Annotated in this window: 14 protein-coding genes; 10 read left to right on the forward strand and 4 right to left on the reverse strand. The window is 39.8% G+C overall.

Features of this window, described 5'->3' with window-relative positions:
* Window position 1 precedes the first annotated feature (1 nt).
* Genes B9A18_RS16100 through B9A18_RS16115 form a run of 4 tightly spaced genes read left to right on the forward strand, consistent with a single transcriptional unit; the run spans window position 2 to window position 6,657 of the window.
* Window positions 2-3,439 (forward strand): SusC/RagA family TonB-linked outer membrane protein, encoded by a 3,438-nt coding sequence (locus B9A18_RS16100; protein ID WP_159452675.1) that lies wholly within the window; start codon window positions 2-4, stop codon window positions 3,437-3,439.
* Between the two features lie 22 nt (window positions 3,440-3,461).
* Complete coding sequence (locus tag B9A18_RS16105; RefSeq protein WP_084290427.1) at window positions 3,462-4,997, forward strand: RagB/SusD family nutrient uptake outer membrane protein; 1,536 nt, start codon at window positions 3,462-3,464, stop codon at window positions 4,995-4,997.
* Window positions 4,998-5,007: 10 nt separating this feature from the next.
* Complete coding sequence (locus tag B9A18_RS16110; RefSeq protein WP_235005342.1) at window positions 5,008-5,661, forward strand: fasciclin domain-containing protein; 654 nt, start codon at window positions 5,008-5,010, stop codon at window positions 5,659-5,661.
* Window positions 5,662-5,679: 18 nt separating this feature from the next.
* Window positions 5,680-6,657, forward strand: a complete 978-nt coding sequence (locus B9A18_RS16115) for a DUF5007 domain-containing protein (RefSeq protein WP_084290431.1) — start codon at window positions 5,680-5,682, stop codon at window positions 6,655-6,657.
* A gap of 68 nt (window positions 6,658-6,725) precedes the next feature.
* Here B9A18_RS16115 and B9A18_RS16120 read toward each other — a convergent pair whose 3' ends face one another.
* Window positions 6,726-7,067: a hypothetical protein gene (locus tag B9A18_RS16120; protein WP_084290433.1), complete on the reverse strand. Its 342-nt coding sequence runs from the start codon at window positions 7,065-7,067 to the stop codon at window positions 6,726-6,728.
* A gap of 107 nt (window positions 7,068-7,174) precedes the next feature.
* Window positions 7,175-7,951, reverse strand: a complete 777-nt coding sequence (locus tag B9A18_RS16125; protein ID WP_084290435.1) for a DUF4846 domain-containing protein — start codon at window positions 7,949-7,951, stop codon at window positions 7,175-7,177.
* A gap of 205 nt (window positions 7,952-8,156) precedes the next feature.
* Here B9A18_RS16125 and B9A18_RS16130 point away from each other — a divergent pair, with 205 nt between their 5' ends.
* The 5 genes from B9A18_RS16130 (at window position 8,157) to B9A18_RS16150 (ending at window position 15,530) form a co-directional block, all read left to right on the forward strand.
* Entirely contained in the window at window positions 8,157-8,744 is a 588-nt protein-coding gene (locus B9A18_RS16130) for a YceI family protein (protein WP_084290678.1), read from the forward strand.
* 167 nt (window positions 8,745-8,911) lie between these two features.
* Window positions 8,912-11,647, forward strand: a complete 2,736-nt coding sequence (locus B9A18_RS16135) for a DUF1553 domain-containing protein (protein ID WP_084290437.1) — start codon at window positions 8,912-8,914, stop codon at window positions 11,645-11,647.
* Between the two features lie 4 nt (window positions 11,648-11,651).
* Window positions 11,652-13,163 (forward strand): DUF1501 domain-containing protein, encoded by a 1,512-nt coding sequence (locus B9A18_RS16140; RefSeq protein WP_084290439.1) that lies wholly within the window; start codon window positions 11,652-11,654, stop codon window positions 13,161-13,163.
* A gap of 9 nt (window positions 13,164-13,172) precedes the next feature.
* Window positions 13,173-14,111: a sugar phosphate isomerase/epimerase family protein gene (locus B9A18_RS16145; protein ID WP_084290441.1), complete on the forward strand. Its 939-nt coding sequence runs from the start codon at window positions 13,173-13,175 to the stop codon at window positions 14,109-14,111.
* Window positions 14,112-14,123: 12 nt separating this feature from the next.
* The gene (locus B9A18_RS16150; RefSeq protein ID WP_084290443.1) at window positions 14,124-15,530 is read left to right on the forward strand and encodes a c-type cytochrome domain-containing protein; all 1,407 of its coding nucleotides are present in this window, start codon (window positions 14,124-14,126) and stop codon (window positions 15,528-15,530) included.
* 18 nt (window positions 15,531-15,548) lie between these two features.
* Here the strand turns inward: B9A18_RS16150 and B9A18_RS16155 are convergent, their stop codons facing one another.
* On the reverse strand, window positions 15,549-16,310 hold the full coding sequence (locus tag B9A18_RS16155) for a carbonic anhydrase family protein (RefSeq protein ID WP_084290680.1): 762 nt from the start codon (window positions 16,308-16,310) through the stop codon (window positions 15,549-15,551).
* Window positions 16,311-16,454: 144 nt separating this feature from the next.
* Window positions 16,455-16,883, reverse strand: coding sequence for a hypothetical protein (locus tag B9A18_RS16160; RefSeq protein WP_084290445.1), 429 nt, complete (start codon window positions 16,881-16,883; stop codon window positions 16,455-16,457).
* A gap of 224 nt (window positions 16,884-17,107) precedes the next feature.
* Between B9A18_RS16160 and B9A18_RS16165 the strand changes: the two genes are divergently transcribed.
* Window positions 17,108-17,470, forward strand: a complete 363-nt coding sequence (locus B9A18_RS16165) for a hypothetical protein (RefSeq protein WP_144009522.1) — start codon at window positions 17,108-17,110, stop codon at window positions 17,468-17,470.
* Window positions 17,471-17,475: the final 5 nt, after the last annotated feature.

Raw genomic sequence — 17,475 nt, forward strand, 5'->3', positions numbered from 1 at the left:
TATGAAAAAGAAAATTCTATTAGCCATGAAACTTTCAGCAGCTCTACTATTGTTGACAATGTTACAGGTAAGTGCTTCTACTTTAGCACAAAAGAAAGTTACCTTGTTGGAGAAGAATGCAACACTTGAAAAGGTTTTAAAAGCCATAACCAAGCAAACAGGTTATGATTTGGTGTTTATCTCAACTGATATTTCAATTGCAAAGCCAGTAACCATTAATGTAAATAAGGCGACTTTAGATGAGGCCTTAAAAATAAGCTTTTCCGGACAGCCTTTTGAATATTCCCTGGACACAAGAACCTTAATTGTACAGACGAAAAGCAACAATAAAAACAATGAGCTCCAGGTTGCGATATTGAGTATTTCAGGAAGAGTTCTGGATGAAAATGGACAGCCATTACCAGGAGCCTCAGTTAAAGAGGTCGGAACGTCAAATGCTGCACAAACCAATGCTAAGGGTGAGTTCAAACTGAATGTAACAGGACCCGAATCATCCCTTAGTGTTTCTTTTGTTGGTTATATCAATCAAACGATCAAGGTGGGAGAGCAAAAAGTAATCACAGTAAGATTACAGCCCAATCCTAATGTGCTTAAAGATGCAGTTGTGATTGGTTATCAGACCGTTTCAAGGCGTACTTCCACTGCTGCGGTATCCACCGTGAGAGCAAAGGATATCGAGAACCTCCCATCGCCAAGTTTTGATCAGTTACTGCAGGGCAGGGTAGCAGGGGTAAACATTCAGAATTACTCAGGAGAACCGGGTTCCAGGCCAACATTTACTGTTCGTGGAAACACTTCCATGAGCAGAACCGTGAATGCTGCAAATGCATTAAGCAGTCCATTATTCATTATTGATGGTGTTCCGGTATCTTATGATGATATATCCAGCTTTACTGATGTAACTCAAACCAATTTTATAGCAGGTATAAATCCGAATGATATCGAAAGCATTGACGTTTTAAAAGACGCGGCTTCTGCCTCAATTTATGGTTCAAGAGGAGCAAACGGTGTAGTAGTCATTAAAACTAAGAGAGGGAAAAATGGTGAAAAACCACAGGTAAATGTTAATTTTTATACAGGTTTATCCACCAGAGCACGCAGTGAAGTTTATTACGTTGGTGCGGAAGAGCGCCAATATAAAATGAACTACCTTGCCTCCCTGGGTAATTATGAGCAGTTGAGTAACCTCCCTGTTTTCCTAACGGATAGTTTGAACCCTGCTTTTAATAACAATACGGATTGGCAGGGGCTTTTCTTCCAGACAGCAAGAATATATAATGCAGATGCATCGGCATTTGGTGGGAGCGAAAATGTTAACTATCGCTTGAGTGGAAATTATTACAACGAAGAAGGTATCGTAAAATCAACCGGATTTAAACGTTATAATCTGGCGGCCAATATGGGCTATAAGATGACGCCTAAGTTTAATATTGATCTGGCATTCCGGGCTTCAAGAACAGACAGATCAAGAGGAAGAGGAGTAATTCCCAATCCGGATGCAGATTATACCAATCCATTACCAATCAGTAATAGTGCATTTCCATCTTCTTTGCTTCAGCTGAGCGGTGCAGACAGTCTGAATTATATGGGACAATATGATCTCGCAAAGGATAAAAACATAAATGATGATATTTCCGCCAGTATTGCACTCAATTATGAGATTACGCCAAATCTGAAATTTACTAGCCAGGGCTCATTGTTGCTGACCAATTCCAGCCGGGACTTGTTCAGGCCGAGTGCATTGGATGCCAATAGTGTATTTTATACTTATGCCATGCGCTCCAGTTATCAGAATTACAACCTTGATAATACTTTAACCTATAATCTGACCCTTAAGAATGATCATCATTTAAACTTTTTGGCGGGTAACACCATCAATTACATTAATGTAGGTTATTCGGGGGTTGGCGGATATGGAACAGGGAATAACGCCATATCAACTGTAAATGCAATTAAGCCGGGTAACTTTGATCCAAATTATACCCGGTCAAGCAATGCGCAGGCAGGTCTTTTGTCTTTCTTCGGACGTGTAAATTACGATTTTAAATCAAGATACTTACTTTCTGCTTCCATCAGGAGTGATGCATCATCACGCTTTGGAAAAAACAATCGCTGGGCGTACTTTCCAGCAGTTTCTGCCGGATGGATTCTTTCAGACGAGGCATTTATGGCAAAAACAAAATCATGGATCGGTTTACTGAAAGTAAGAGGAAGTTTTGGGATCAGTGGTAACCTGCCGGATAATTTTTATGCTCCTTATAATTCATATCTGGTAGGTAATGGAAACCTGCATAATGGTAATGATACCTACACTTATAATGGGGTGACGGCCATTACGCACAATCCCGGATCAGTTACACAAGATAATTTAACCTGGGAAAGGGCATTACAGGGAAACATTGGTATTGATGCTGATTTTTTCAATAACAGGCTTCAGGTAGTTGCTGATTTGTATAACCGTGGTACGAAGGATATTTTCTTTAATCTAAAAATGCCGTCGACAAGTGGTTATGATGAGGTATTTACCAACTCTGTAGGAGTTAGAAATATAGGTCTGGAATTTAATATTTCAGGTAAAGTTTTCTCGGCAGAAAAGAGCTTCCAGTGGAATCCGCGTTTAATCATGTCTTTCAATAAGAATCAGATTACTAAACTTCCGGATGGAAACAGAGATATCGTTATTGATTACAATGGTACTACTTATATCTTGTCTAAAGGACGCCCTATTAATGAATTTTATCAGGTAAAATCAAATGGTGTTTATTCTACTCAGGGTGATGTTCCTTTTGATCCACGTACTGGTGATCCTATAACTTACTGGGATGGTTCTGTAAACGCATCAGCAGGTACTTACCGATGGATAGATCAGAATGGAGATTATGATGTATGGGACAGGAATGATTTGGTTAGAACGGGCGACCCAAATCCAAAAGTGACCGGCGGTTTCAGTAATACCTTTACCTATAAAAATTTCTCAATGGAAGTCTTTACTTCGTTCTCATTGGGTAGAGATGTTTACAATACCTATGTAGCGTCATTATTAACAAACTATAAGCAACTTGGGAGTTTTTATACTCAGGGTTTAATGGATCTAAGTAAGCTGTCGATCTGGCGTAAACCAGGGGACGTAGCTGATTACGCAGACGTCAATCCTTATAACAGCTACTATTATCAGTTCAATACTTTTTCTTCTGCTTATATGGAAGATGGCAGTTATGCACGTATAAAATACATCAATCTTGGATACAGGTTTCCTGCAAAATGGTTGAGTTCAGTTAAGCTGACGACACTTCAGGTTTATGGAATTATGGATAACGTATATACATTTCAGAAATCGAATTTGCCGGATGTAGAGGCCGTTGATGCATTGGGAATATACTCTGGTAATGGGTATCCGCTACCAAGAAAATTCACTTTAGGACTTAGGGCTACATTTTAATCACCATTAGAATTAATTAAAGATGAATACTAAAAAATCATACGTTGTCATCCTGCTGTTATTGCTGATGGCTTCAACCATACTACTTCCTTCCTGTAAGAAACTCTTAAATTTTGCACCTGAGGATGCCCCCTATGAAGGCTCCTTCTGGAAAACACAGGATGATGCATTATCTGCTTTGGCAGGTGTTTATTCGCTTTCCCGAAAATCCATGTTCAGAGGGGGGAACAGTCGTAACATGTCGCACTTTAGTTATGGCGATCTTTCTACCGGAGAATTCAATAAGGTGAACTCTGATTTTGTATTGAGCTTTTTGGTGGAAGGTGACCGTTATTATGGTACCGGCATCAATATAGGTGACTTTATCGGACCTTATCTTGAAGATCTTGGAGAGTGGGATTCCTATTACAAAACCATTAATATGGCCAATACCGTTCTTCAAAAAGTAAACGGAATGCCCAATAGTGTGTTTACGGAAAATAGAAAGAACAGAATACTAGGAGAAACTTATTTCTTAAGGGCGTTTAACTATTTTTATATGGTTAGGCTTTGGGGCGATGTACCATTGGTGTTAAAGAATAATGCCGACCCTGTTTCTTCATCTAATCTTCCACGTGTATCTGAAAAAATAGTGTTGGATTCAGCTTTGGCTGATCTGGCAAAAGCGCAGAAGTTTCTGAAATTTACCACGGGTAATGACCATTCGGTAAGCGCAGATAAAGGAGCCGTATTTGCACTTAAAGCAAATATCCTTCGCTGGAAATATTTTTTGGGTAAGAACACAGATAATACACTTTTAACGGAAGCGGTAGCATCTATAGATTCTATTACCAACGCAGGTACCTATGCTTTAGTTCCTGCAACAAACTTTTCTAACCTTTACAAAGGAAGATCCTCAGAAGCCATTTTTGAAATTGCAACCAGTCTGGTACAGAATGAATTTCAATTGGGTGATGGATTCTTTTACGCAACCAGCATGCAGCCCTATATCAAGGATAGATCTCAAATGCCTATTGTGTTGAACGGTGATTTGCTGGAGGGTATTTACCAATATGATAACGATGCCCGTATTGCTTATAATTTTGATAAAACGGACGTCGATAACTGGATTCTTACCAAATACACTGGCCCCAATTCAGAAAATGTCAAATTCAGAAATCCGGAAAATAGCACCAACCCAATGGTCGATTGTAATATTCCCATTTTCAGACTTGGTGAACAATTATTATTAAAAGCAGAGTGTAAAGAATTGTTGGGCAATTTTTCAGGAGCACGTACCGATTTGAATGCTGTAAGACAGCGTGCTAATGTGGATGACTTTAATGGAAGTGATGCTGAATTGAGAACAGAGATTTTTGAAGAAACCTATAGAGAAATTGCATTCGAAGGACAGTTATGGTATGTGATGATTAGAAATAACCAGATGCCGGCATACACTGAAGGGCGCTTTCCTCAAAATCGTTTTGATCTTGAAGGCTGGAAATGGCCTATAGCAAGATCTATCCTTCAAAAGAATCAGTTATTGGTTCAAAACAAGTATTGGAATGGAAAATTATAAGAAGACAAAGATGAAAACAAAGTATATATTATTTCTGGCTTTTGTAATCGCCATCATGGCCACATCCTGTAAAAAGGACAAATATATTATAGGCGGGAGTTTGCATGATCCTCATGTGAACATGACAACTTACGATTATTTAAAAACCAACAGGTTATTTGATACGCTATTGGTATTGATAGATAAGGCTGGCATGAAAGAAGAAATTAATGGAAACGTTACTTTTTTCGCGCCAACTGATTATTCTATTAAAGCTCTGCTGGTAAGAAGAGAGGAAAAGCTTCAACAGGATATGAATGATGAGAGTTTAAAGTATACACTTAATGATCTGCCTGTTCCGGAATTGAGAGATTCCTTGCGTTCACATCTTTTTGATGGCAAAATCATACGGGAGAGTTTAAGTTTGTCAAATAAATTATTCACCAGTAAGTCGAACGAGGCCTTTTCTGTAAAATTAATTGAAGCCTCAAGTCCGGGTGTGGTGAGTACAAAACCACAGCTTTTATTTCTGGTCAAATTGAGGAATGGCCTGGATCCGGATCCGTTACCTGATAATTATCCTGATGAAGATAAGGATCTGTTTATAATGGCGCAGACTTCAAATATTCAAACTACAACAGGGGTATTGCATGTGTTGCATAATTCCCACAGGTTTTACTGGTAACTAAAAACAAATAATCTGATGAAGAAATATATATATGTAATGATGGCTTTAGTGTCATCAGTTATCATCTGGGCGGGATGTAAAAAAATATCCGTAGGTTTTTTGAGTGATGCTGTTTTTTACGTTGGCAGCCCATTTCAGGTCGAAAAAGGCAAAAATGGATTTATTACTTCCGAATTAAAGGGAGATGGTTCAACGGTTCCATTAACCATAAAACTGTTACAGATCAAGAAGAAGGGAACCGAGCAGCGTGCGGACGAAATGTATCAGGAGCAGAAAGTTTATGTTTATAAGACTGCGTTTGATCCTGAGGTACATACCACGCTGGAACTTTTAAATGCTATCAGAGAATTAAAGTCGAAGCCTTTGTTTGAGTTTTTACCTAGTGGTCAGTTTTTATTCACCAGCGGAACCAGCGTAATTCCAACAGGGGCTGAGTATACCTTTGATATTGAGGTAAGTAATGAGAGCGGAGCAAAGACTTTTAAAAACATTGGTGAACTGGACTTTGTGGAATCTCAGCCTTATTCGATTAACCGGAATTCAGCAACTTATCTGCAGGATGGAGGAGCTGTTTTTGAGCCATTGCCACCGGTTGAAATTACCGTAACCAGGACGGCTGTAAGTGGGACTAATGTAGTGGTAAAATATGTTGATGAAGATGGGGTTCCTTTTAATCCTAAAGCGGGAGAGTTGATTGTACGTGGCGACAGGCCGACTTTGGATTCTTATGCAAAGTTTAATCCGGTTATAAAAACAGATACCGAAATGAGCCTCAATTTTGAGGTGATACCTTTTCCCTATAAGACGATTCCGGGATATGGCTCTTTCGATATTTTTTACAGGATACCAAGTAATTATGTAAAAGTAAGTAATCCAAAAGCGACTTACCCTGCTAATACAAAGTTCAATATTAACCCTGCAATTGGCTTTCAGATAAAGCAGGAGGGTAACTATGTTGTTGTTGTGAAAATTAAAGGAGTAAAACGCATCTAAACAGTTCTATGCAAAGTATTAACCCGTTTTTTACCTGTTTAAAAGCAGGTAAAAAACGGGTTTTAGGGCTAAATAGCTAATTCCTGTCCGGTTAAGCAGTAGAACAGATTCTGAAGCTGGTGAACATGTTCTAACTTATAGTCTAACATGGCAATTTCACCATCCATAGGTTGTAAATCTTCATTTAATACAAACTGATGCCCATTTTTCTTTTCCAGAACATAGGTGGTCTCAAAACCTTCGTCATATTCAAACTCAAATTTCTCAAAGCCAAATTTAATCAGCCATTCTTCCGTTAGTCGAATTGGCTCCATTAATCCGGCAGAATCGATGTCAGATCCGTAAGGTATTTGCTCAGGGTGCCCGTGGTCTAATGTATAATTCCCGATTCGTAGTTCGCTTGAGTCCATAATCAATTGTTTGCGGGCAAAAGTATGATATTATCTTACATTTGACCAATTATAGTCGAGATTCATTGAAATTTACTCTTGGTAAAGATCTTAAAAAAGGTATGCTATTAAGACCACCGATAAAGCGTATTATTCTTGAAAATCCATTCTGGTGTCCTTAATTCGGTTGTGAATCTATTGCTATACCAGGGACTATTAGATAACGGATTTTTGAGTATATGAATATTTTGAGCAGGCATGTAGCTTTGAGCTAAAAGGAAACGTTTCTCCCCAACAGCATTTATAGCTACATCCATCACTATCACCGCATGACCGGGAGAGCCTCCCTGTACAAACACATCCCCTGGGCGGATATCACCTGGATGCGGTACAGGCTTCAATTGTTTGCATAAGGATAAAGTGCCTGCATAGCTAAATACCGTTTGTAGATAGTCATCAAAAGCAGCTCTATTGTCAGAAATACCTGCGGATTTTGCCTTTTGCAATCTTTGCCCCCGCAGCACAAATCGGTAGCCTTTTCGCCAGGAAGTATAATCCATTTCAGTGCCATCGGTTGCCAGGAAAACAATCTTTGCATATTGCTTTTCCGAATATAGCCACTCTGCGTAAAGGCGCATAGCAGCATCAGCACATTGTTGCAAGTCCCTTTTTCCAATACTAATGTCCAATACCGCATATTGCGCCTGTTGATTCCGCTTTTTCTGGCCATTATATAGGTATACTGTATTATCTTTTTTCAGTTTTGTGTGTCGCAGCCAGTAAGAAAATGAACCAGCTTTTGCATTCACCCTTTTGAAATCTGAGGGAGTGGGTATATTTCCTGTGTGTTGAGCAAAGCCCGACATAAACAGAAAATTGAGAATGAGGAGAAACGTTGTTTTCATACTTCTACATTTTGATCTTAAGTTAGGTAAAATAAATCTTTAAAGTTATTTCTTAACATAGGTCAATGGCGGGAGTAAAATTTTGAGCCTATCTTTGAATCAAATTAAAAACCCTGAAACCTGCATAAGCTTACCGCTTACAAAATGTAATGAATAAGCTTTGCAAGCTTCATAACCATTAAAAAGAAAATATATACTGATGAAAATGAAATTAAAAATTAACACCATTTTATTGTTAGTAGCTGTAGTAGGACTATCAGCTTTTACAAACCCAAGTAAACCAGTTGCTTATACGGTGGATGCTGCAAAATCAACCATTACATGGCTTGGTAAAAAAGTAACAGGATCTCATAATGGAACTATTGCTTTAAAATCTGGATCGTTAAATGTTAACGGTAAAAATGTATCAGGTGGTACGTTTGTTATCGATATGACTTCAATTAAAGATGCTGATGGTAGCGATAAGTTAGAAGGTCACTTGAAAGCAGATGATTTCTTCGGTTCATCTAAATTCCCTACTTCAACTTTTGTAATCACTAAAGTGACCGGTAAAGGTGCAAACGTAACTGTTTTAGGTAACCTAACTATTAAAGGTATTACTAAGCCACTAAGCTTCCCTGCAACTGTAGCTGTGAATGCTGATGGTACTGTTTCAGCTTTAGCTGGTAAAATCAACGTTGATAGAACTAAATATGACATCAGATATGGTTCAAAATCATTCTTCGACAGCATTGGCGACAAAGCAATCGATGATAACTTTGAAATCGGAGTGAAATTAGTAGCTAAAAAATAATTTTCCTCATAAAGGAAAGGAAGGCCTGCTCATTTTTTGAGCAGGCCTTTTTTTGTCTCTTTTATGGAGCATTTTAAGAAAAATACTTAAAATCAAACGTTTGCGTAAAATTTAAATCTTTGAAAAAAAAAATGATCCTTATATTCATATAACACACAAACAGTTATATGGTATCGAAGAGAAAATTATTTGTTGCATCAGTTTTTGTTATAGCAGCAGGTTTAATCCTGATTTCATTTTTTTCTGCCGAAAAACAGATAGACTTTAATGCAGATGTAAAGCCAATTCTTAATAAGAAATGTATTTCCTGTCATGGCGGGGTTAAACAGCAAGGTGGATTTAGTGTGCTGTTTAGAGAAGAGGCACTTGCGGCTACAAAAAGTGGGAAACCAGCCATTATTCCCGGGCATCCTGAAGAAAGCGAATTCATCAAACGTTTAAAATCTGATGATCCCGAAGAAAGAATGCCTTATAAACATCCTGCCCTGGATGATGATGAGATAGATATTTTAAGTTCCTGGGTTAAACAGGGAGCGAAATGGGGTGATCATTGGGCTTACCTTCCTGTTAAGGCTACAGAATTGCCAGATGTAGATGATCAATGGATCCGTAATGACCTGGATAAATTTATTTATGCCAAACTGGAAGAGCATGCATTTAAGCCTTCCCCGCAGGCAGATAGGGCGACATTATTGAGGCGTGTGAGTCTGGATTTGATCGGAATGTATCCATCAGAAAAACTGGCGCAGTATTATTTAAACAGTAAAGATGAAGTAAAAGCATACGAAGTATTGGTTGATTCGCTACTGGCTTCCTCGCATTATGGCGAACGTTGGACCTCGATGTGGCTGGATATTGCAAGGTATGCCGATACCAAAGGTTATGAATCAGATCCAAACAGGAATATATGGGCTTATCGTGATTGGGTAATCAGAGCCTTTAATAAAGATATGCCTTACAATCAGTTTATAACCGAACAGATTGCAGGTGATTTATTACCCAATCCAACCGATGCTCAATATATCGCTACAGCCTTTAGTCGGAACACACCCACCAATGATGAGGGGGGGACCAATAATGAAGAGTTTAGAACGGCTGCGGTATTAGACCGTGTAAATGCCACCTGGGAAGGGTTGATGAGTACAACATTCTCTTGTGTGCAATGCCATAGCCATCCTTACGATCCTTTTAAACATGATGAATATTATAAGTTCATGTCGTATTTTAACAATACCAGGGACGAGGATGTGGCTGCGGAATATCCATTGCTTAAGCAGTTTAATGATTCCCTGACTACTGAACTCGATAAGTTGACGAGTTGGGTTAAAACGGTTTCTTCGGAGCAAGCGGCAAACAAAGTCAAGCTGTTTTTGAAAACGGGCCAGCCTGCTATTAATTCCACCACGGCCGACGAATTACAAAATGCTGTGATCGGTAACAACAACATCGCCTTGTATTTCAGAAACAATGCTGTAGCACGCTTAAAGCAGGTTGATCTTCAGGGGATTGATCAGCTAATTTTTAGATACAATTCTAATCGGCCTGGTGGTAAAATGAGTATACATATTGATTCACCGAATGGGCCGGTTTTAGCTTCATGGCCGCTGGCTACTGGGTCTGCTTATCAAAATGTATATATTGAGTTTAAAAAGCAGACGGGGGTGCATGATGTGTTTATCAGATATAGCAATCCGGTATTGGGTAAGTCCGAGGAATTGGTCGTGTTTTTCGACTGGTTTCATTTTTCACCACAATTGCCGGGCAAAGGAAAACCTGGTTATGCAGCCTATAAAAAAACATTTAACGACCTGTTAAACGCCCAAGTACCTACTACACCGGTTATGATTGAAAATCCTGCAGCCATGCAAAGGAAAAATCACGTGTTTGAACGTGGCGCCTGGACTTCAAAAGGAAAAGAGGTGCAGGTGGGCGTACCCGGTTCATTAGCTTATGCAATGCCAAAAAATGCTCCGCAGAATCGCGTTGGTTTGGCTATGTGGTTAACTGATAAACGTAATCCACTGGTGTCAAGGACCATGGTAAACAGGCTTTGGGAGCAATTATATGGTGTCGGCCTGGTAGAAACTTTAGAAGATATGGGGACCCAGGGAATGGCGCCAACCCACAAAGAATTGCTGGATTATATGGCCTATCAGCTGATTTACAAATACAACTGGAGCATCAAAAAAATGCTAAAGGAATTGGTGATGATGGCCACCTACCGTCAGGACTCTAAAGTATCCGAAGAACTCAAAGAAAAAGATTTGTTTAATAAGTTTTATGCAAGGGGATCGAGAGTAAGGTTGAGCGCCGAGCAGATCAGGGATCAATGTTTGAGCATAAGCGGTGTTTTGAGTCAAAAGATGTACGGTCCCCCGGTGATGCCATGGCAGCCTGAAGGCATTTGGTTTTCGCCTTATAATGGTGCAAAATGGGTGAAAAGTGATGGCAACGACCAATACCGCCGCGGAATTTATACCTATTGGAAAAGAACGGCACCATATCCCTCAGCAATAGCCTTTGATGGTGCATCGCGTGTGGCTTGCAGTCCGAGGCGAATCAGGACAAATACTCCTTTGCAAGCATTGGTAACCTTAAATGATTCTGCATATGTAGATATGGCCAGGCACTTTGTAACCCGAATACAGCAGACAGGCGAAAAAACTGCAGCGCTTAAAATTGCAAAAGGGTATTCCATGATGCTTTATAAACCCATTTCGAAAAACAGACTGAAGATTTTTGAAGAGTTGTACAATAAGGCTTTGTTGGTATTTAGAAAGGATTCGAAAAGCGCATCGGCATTTATGGGAGATCCGCAGAAAAGTGTTAAAGCCGAAGATGCAGCCCTGGTATTGGTAGCGAACGCCATGCTGAACTTAGATGAGGTAGTAACCAAAAATTAAAGACATGACAAGAGATGAATTAAATGCCTATAAGTTGGTTAAAGAGGCACAGGAAGCACAATTAAGTGGGGTAACCAGGCGACACTTTTTAAAGGAAAGTGCAATGGGCCTGGGGGCACTGGCCATGGGTTCGTTACTGGGGAGTTGCGGCAATCTGTTTTCAAGCCCGCAGACTAAAATTGCCTATGATCCTGCACATCCTTTGCTGCCTAAATCGCCTCCTTTTGTGGGGAAGGCTAAAAGTGTAATTTACTTGCACATGGCCGGAGCACCTTCTCAATTGGAGCTTTTTGATTTTAAACCTGAATTGATGAAAATGGATGGACAGGATTGCCCACCGTCTTTATTGGCAGGAAAGCAATTTGCCTTCATTACCGGGGTGCCAAAAATGCTGGGGCCACAGGCTAGCTTTGCAAAGTACGGCCAAAGTGCTGCCCTGGTAAGCGAAAATCTGCCTCATTTCTCGACAATGGTAGATGATGTGAGTTTTCTAAAGGCGGTGAAAACGGATCAGTTTAACCATGCTCCGGCCCAGTTGTTGGTGCACACCGGAACACCCCGTTTGGGAAGGCCAAGTATTGGGAGTTGGGTAACTTATGGACTGGGTACCGAAAATCAGAATTTACCTGGTTATGTGGTACTGACCAGCGGCGGCAGTTTTCCGGACGCAGGCAAAAGTGTTTGGGGCAGTGGTTTTTTACCTTCAGTTTATCAGGGGGTACAATGTCGCAGCGAAGGTGATCCCGTGTTGTTCATCAAAGATCCTGATGGAATGAACAGGGATTTACGTAAAGCCTCTATCCAAGCCATAAATGAAGCCAACGAACAGCAATACCAGGAATATAATGATCCCGAGATCTTATCGCGCATAGCGCAATATGAGATGGCTTATCGGATGCAAATTTCAGCACCGGAAGTGATGAACATTAATGATGAACCTGCGTATATCCATGAAATGTATGGTACACAGCCAGGTAAGGCCTGCTTTGCCAACAATGTGCTGCTGGCCCGTAAACTGGTAGAAAAAGGTGTTCGTTATGTACAGTTATTTGACTGGGGATGGGATGCGCACGGTGATAGCCCGTCCAATTCATTAAATATAGGACTAAAGAATAAATGCAGAAGCATTGACAAGCCAATTACCGCCTTGCTGTTAGATCTCAAACAAAGAGGCCTTCTGGAAGAAACATTGGTGGTTTGGGGAGGTGAGTTTGGACGCACGCCAATGATGGAAAACCGGAATGGGGCACAAAACCCTTTCAAGGGAAGAGATCATCATACCGAAGCGTTTACCATGTGGATGGCCGGTGGCGGCATTAAAAAAGGTTTTACACATGGCGAAACAGATGAAATTGGTTACAGTGCCGTTAGTGGCAAAGTAGATGCTTTTGATATACAGGCAACCATCCTGAACCAGCTTGGGTTTAACCACGAACAGTTTACTTATCCTTTTCAGGGGAGACCTTTCAGGCTAACTGATGTTGGTGGAAAAGTGATCCATGAAATAATTGCTTAATACCTCATTATGTCTCAGACAAGAAGAAACTTTATTAAAAATTCGGCAGGTTTAACTGCCGCTGCCTTGTTAAGCCCATTGGAAGAATTTGCTGCCAGTGGGATATCAAAAAATCCGGCTAAGGAAGGATTTGAACTTTTATTTATGCAAACAGACTGGGGCTTTGGCGGCAGTCGTGAAGATTTTTGTGCTGCAGCCAAAAAAGAAGGATACCAGGGAATAGAGGTTTGGTGGCCCGGAGATAATGCTGAAGCTCAAAAGGAATTGTTTGATGCAGTTAAGAAACATAATTTGAAGATCGGATTTTTGTGTGGCGGCCATCAGGCAGTTGCTACCGATCATCTTGAACTTTTTAAGAAAAATCTAGATGCCATATGTGCAAATCCTTATCAAAAGCCGGTTTACGTAAATTGCCATTCGGGAAAGGACTATTTTACTTATGAGCAAAATAAACGTTTCATAGATTATACTACTGAAAAAACAAAAACTACAGGCATTCCTGTTTACCACGAAACTCATAGAGGCAGAATGCTGTTTGCAACTACTGTCACCAGAGATTTTGCTGAAAGAAACCCGGAGCTTCGGCTGACTTTAGATATCTCACATTGGTGTAATGTACACGAAGGTTTGTTGTCCGATCAAAAGGAAACGGTAGACTTTTTATTGACAAGAGTAGACCATATTCACTCCAGGATCGGACACGCTCAAGGACCACAGGTAAATGATCCAAGGGCACCGGAATGGGAACATGTGGTGAAAGCTCATTTGGCCTGGTGGGATAAAGTTGTAGAACGAAAGAAACAAAACGGTGAGCGCATGACTATTTTAACAGAGTTTGGCCCTGGAGATTATATGCCTGCCTTGCCGTACACCCGCCAGCCGGTGGCAGATCAGTGGGCCATTAATGTATATATGATGAATTTATTAAGAAAGCGATATCAATCTTAATCCCTATTAACTATGTTAGAATTTTTTGGTCGTTTTCATCCGGTATTAGTTCATTTACCCATTGGTATATTGCTCATTGCCTGTCTTTTTCTCCTGCTTATTCTTATTCCAAAGTTTGCAAATCTGCGACCTGCAATAACCGCTTTGTTATTTTTAGGAATGATCAGCGCTATAGGTTCATGTATCACAGGGTATTTTTTAGCCAATAGTGGCGATTATGAAGGGAAGATGGTTAGTAACCACCAGTGGATGGGGATAGGGGTTGCTGTGCTGTCTGTTTTGTTGCTGTTTATCCATAAATATGCAAAGGCTGATAGTCGAATGCCCACTGTTACATCCGTGTTACTGTTGGTGCTGGTGTCTGTTACCGGGCATTTGGGCGGCTCTTTAACCCATGGCGCCGATTATTTAACTGCTCCCTTGAAAGAAGGTGGTGGTAAGGCAGGGGCGGCTATTCCGCCAATTCCAAATGTTCAGGAAGCACTTGTTTACAAGGATGCCATTCAGCCATTGCTAAAAAACAGGTGTTACAGCTGCCATGGCAGTGAAAAGCAAAAGGGTAAACTTCGGTTAGATCTTGAAGCATATATTTTAAAAGGAGGAGAAGAGGGCCATACGATTGTTAAAGGGAAGGCGGAGGAAAGTGAACTGATCAGACGCCTCTTATTGCCAGGTAGCAACGATAAGCATATGCCTCCAAAAGAAAAACCACAGCTTAGTCAGGACGAAATTGCGCTGTTGCACTGGTGGATAAATAATGGGGCAGGGTTTAATGAAAAAGTAAAAGGGCTCAAGCAGCCCGATAACATAAAGGCCGTTTTAGCTGCACTGGAAAAAGGTACGGCAGGGACTATTGCGAATAAACTGGCTGATGTTCCTGAAAAAGAAGTTGATCCTGCAAATGAAAAATACATTAAAAGTTTAAATAACGCAGGCGTAATGATCGTTCCGGTGGCACAGAGTAGTAATTATTTGACTGCAAATTTTATCAATGCCCATTCAACTGCCGATAGTGTTATGAAAGCCTTAAAATCTGTAAAGGATCAATTGGCCTGGTTAAAATTAGAACATAAGTCGGTAAATGACCAAACACTAAAGTCCATAAAGGATTGCAGCAGTTTAGTTCGGTTAAGTTTAAACAATACTAAGGTCACTGATAAGGGGTTGGAGAGTTTAAAAAATATGGACCAGCTCCAATACTTAAGTTTGGTAGGCACAAAAGTGACTGCAAAAGGATTGAAACAGCTCAGTAAGTTAAAAAGTCTTAAATCTCTATACCTCTATCAAACCAATATTCAGCGCAGCGATTGGGGTGCTTTAAAAAAGGCTTTCCCTAAAGTGACGCTAGATTCGGGTAATTATAGAGTGTCGACTTTGTTAAAGGATACAACAGAGGTTAAGGCTACACCTGCAGGATAATGAATAATTAATGAGCTATTATAGAAACTCTACATTACCAGTTTCCATTTTGTATAGGCCACCAATAATTTTAATCTCACCTTTTGCCTCCATTTCTTTTAATATGGGACTTTTATCCCTAATATTCCGGATACTGAGTTTTACATTTTGGAGGCAAATATGGTGAACATACGCTTCATTTTTAGTGCTTTTTTCTCCCTGGAATGGAGTGTCTGCTGTTAATGCGGGACGAATTTTTGATAGCAGAGCAGTAATATTGCCAAGCTTTACATTGTCAATAGCCGCTTTTATCGCTCCACAATGCTCATGCCCCAAAATAACAATTAGTTTGGAGCCTGATACCTTACAGGCATACTCCAGACTTCCTAAAATGTCCTCGTTTACAATGTTCCCAGCTACCCTGGCTACAAAGAGATCTCCAATTCCCCGATGGAATACATCTTCTACCGGTACACGGGAATCCAGACACGATAGAATAACGGCTTTTGGGTATTGTCCTAATGCTGCTTCACGAATTCTCTCTGAAGTATTACGAATAGTCAAGGCGTCGGAAATGAAATCCTCATTGCCTCTTTTTAGGATGGCTAAAACTGTATCAGGAGTGAGGGCAGCTTGTTGTTCAGCTGTTAAGACCTTTTCCGATAGTACCTCACTACTGTCTATTTCAATTGTTTCGTTAACTTTTTCGGTGTTATTTAAGGACTTAGTTTTGTCTTGACATGCAATTAACCCTGTTACCGCCAGGAGTAAAGAGCTAATAACTAATTTTGAAAAGTTCATTGTGCTGTGGATTAAGAATAGTTTTTTTACAAGATCATTTGTATGGTGAGTTAAACCTTGCATATAAATTAGCGGAATTGAACTAAATTATATGATAAACCAGTAATTGCATTAACTTGTTTCAAAAATGAAACCAGCAGTAAATTAATACATCTTTTCAAATACAAACTTTGGGTTCTGATAATTGATTGGCGTGTTTTTTTTGAAATAGCGCATGTTCATATAGATTTCCATATCGCCTTGCCCCATAATGAGCCTATCATCTTTTTTTAACAGGGCTATTGGAATGGTATGCCAAGTTTCTATTCCATAATGTCGAAACCGATAAGTTCCTTTTAAGGTGTCTCCATTTACAATTCCGGTTACATTACCCGAATCCTTGTAAGCATTGTGGTAATTTATTTCTAATTGCCCATAAAACTCTTTATCAGTTAGTTTTATTTTAAACGTGGCGGTATCATTTTTATTTATGGCACGATACAATGTTTTAGAGTCATTGTTATCTACTCTAGTATTCTGGCAACTATATATGGTAAAAGCAGTAGCTAAGAACAGAATTATTATGGCTTTCATATTTTGTTACTTTTGTACCGTGGTATCTATTTTCGGTGCTTCAACTTCAATAGATTCTCTTATAACTACCTTCTTTGCTATTATTTTTTTTTATTTAATCTGGTCAACTCTTTTTTGAAAGATATGAAAAAGTAGAGATTCTCAAGTAATGAATCTGGTTAATTGAAAGGAATACAAACATGCTGGGCTGTGATCTGTTTAATCTTAGACTAAAAGAGATAAACATGGAAAATTCGAACAGTGGAAATATTAATGATCCGAATGAGAAACCGCATCCAAAACCAACTGATGATGTAGGTGCACAAATTGAAACGGTAACTCCTGATACAGAAAAGGAAGGTTTGCCAAATGATCAAAAAAGTAATCCGCCTAAGGATAGTAAAGAAACAGATCATTCAGATGTTGAACCTTTAACTCCAGATTCTGAAAATGATAAGATTCCTGAGGACCATGAAAATACTCCCGAAGAGACTAATGAGGATGGATCTGATGTAGATAACCAGGGGGATATCGATTCGAAGAATCCGAAAACTGATCAGAATAAGCATCACGGGGATGGTCCTGAAATAGAAACTGTGACGCCTTAATACGG

Source organism: Pedobacter nyackensis, from assembly GCF_900176505.1.
Taxonomy (GTDB): domain Bacteria; phylum Bacteroidota; class Bacteroidia; order Sphingobacteriales; family Sphingobacteriaceae; genus Pedobacter; species Pedobacter nyackensis.